The sequence below is a fragment of the Roseisolibacter sp. H3M3-2 genome (assembly GCF_029211165.1).
GTDB lineage: Bacteria > Gemmatimonadota > Gemmatimonadetes > Gemmatimonadales > Gemmatimonadaceae > Roseisolibacter.
The window spans coordinates 1-1,471 of sequence record NZ_JARGEK010000629.1; the positions used below are offsets into that span (position 1 = coordinate 1).

The 1,471-nt window shown below is 79.2% G+C and carries 1 protein-coding gene; it reads right to left on the reverse strand.

What is annotated here, in order from left to right; translation table 11 throughout:
- Window positions 1-1,471 (reverse strand): DNA methyltransferase (locus tag PYV61_RS25245; RefSeq protein WP_275836646.1); only part of this gene is annotated, 1,471 nt, incomplete at both ends.

The following is a 1,471-nucleotide window of genomic DNA, read 5'->3' on the forward strand; positions in this document are numbered from 1 at the left end:
GCCGCGACCACGCTCGCCGGTCGGCGAGCGTGGTCGCGGGGCGCGGGCGCGTGCCGGCGCCGCCCCACGGCGCGCCGCCCCAGTCGTGGGCGTCGAGGGACGCGACCGCGGGGAGGCCGGGCGGGGGCGCGAGCGCGTCGCCGACGCGGACGTTGTGGTCGAGGTTGGGGAGCGGGGCGAGGCGCTGCGCGTCGTCGTCGCACTCGATGACGCACGAGAGCCAGAGGCGCAGCTCGCAGAGCCAGACCGCCGTCGGGTTGCGGTCGACGCCGAAGATCGACGCGGTGAGCACGGCGCGGCGGCGGTCGCTCACCGATCGCGCGTCGCCGGCGGTGGCGAGCAGCGCGGCGACGCGCTCGAGGACGTGGACCAGGAACGCGCCGGAGCCGCAGGCCGGGTCGAGGACGCGGAGCGCGGCGAGTCGGGCGTGGAGGGCGCGGATGTGCGCAGCACGCGCGGGGGCGTCGCCGGCGAGCGCGTCGTCGACGAGTGACGGCGGCAGCGTCGGGAGGCCGTCGCGCGGCGCGGCGAGGGCCGCGCGCAGTGCCTCGTCGGTGGCCTGCGCGACGAGCGGGGCCGGCGTGTAGAACGCGCCGGTCGCGCGCCGGTCGCGCGCGTGCATCAACGACTCGAACGCGCGTCCGAGCATCGCCGGGTCGACCGCGGCCTCGGACCACGACGCGGCGTCCTCGCGGGCGGTGAAGCGGTGCCTGCCGAGGAGGTCGTGGAGGAGGGCGCCGAGTGCGTCGTCGCCGAAGTGGTGGGCGCGGTGGCGGCGTTCGAGCGCGGTGGGGGCGAAGAGGCCGCCGTTGAGGAAGGGGACGCGGCCGAAGGCGCGGGCGGCGGGGGCGCGGCGGCGGCGCGGGGTGTTGAGGGTGCCGAAGAAGAGCGGGCGGAGGAGGCGGCGGTGGGCGTCGCCGCCGGCGGCGAGGCAGGCGTCGTAGCGGTGGGCGAGGAAGGCGTGGTCGCCGTCGAGCCAGCCCTTCGCCTGGAGGAAGGCGAGGAAGAGGCAGCGCGTGGTGCAGAGCAGCGCGAGGTCGGCGCGCGCGTGGGCGTCGTCGACGCCCGTCGTCGCGTCGGCGAGCGCGCCGACGGTGTGCGCGAGGGCGTGGTAGAAGCGCGCGCCGAGTCGCTCGCGGCCGAGGACGTCGACGTAGTGCTGGTGGGCGAGGAGCGCGTCGGCGGCGGTGGCGTTCGGGGGCGGGGCGTGGGCGTGGAGGGCGCGCAGCGTCTCCGCGTCGGAGTCGCGCACGTCGTGCGGGGCGCAGACGAGCGCGTGGACGCGCGGCGTGCCGGCGCCGGTGCCGGGGCGGGGCGTCCAGGCGGCGATCGCGACCGCGCGGCCGTCGCCGTGGACGAGGAAGAGGAGCCAGCGGGCGTGCGCCGCGCGGGCGGCGAGTCGCGCGGCGAGGGCGCGCGCGGCGTCGCGCAGCGGGAGCGCGGGCGGGACCTCCGCCAGGAGGGCGCGCAG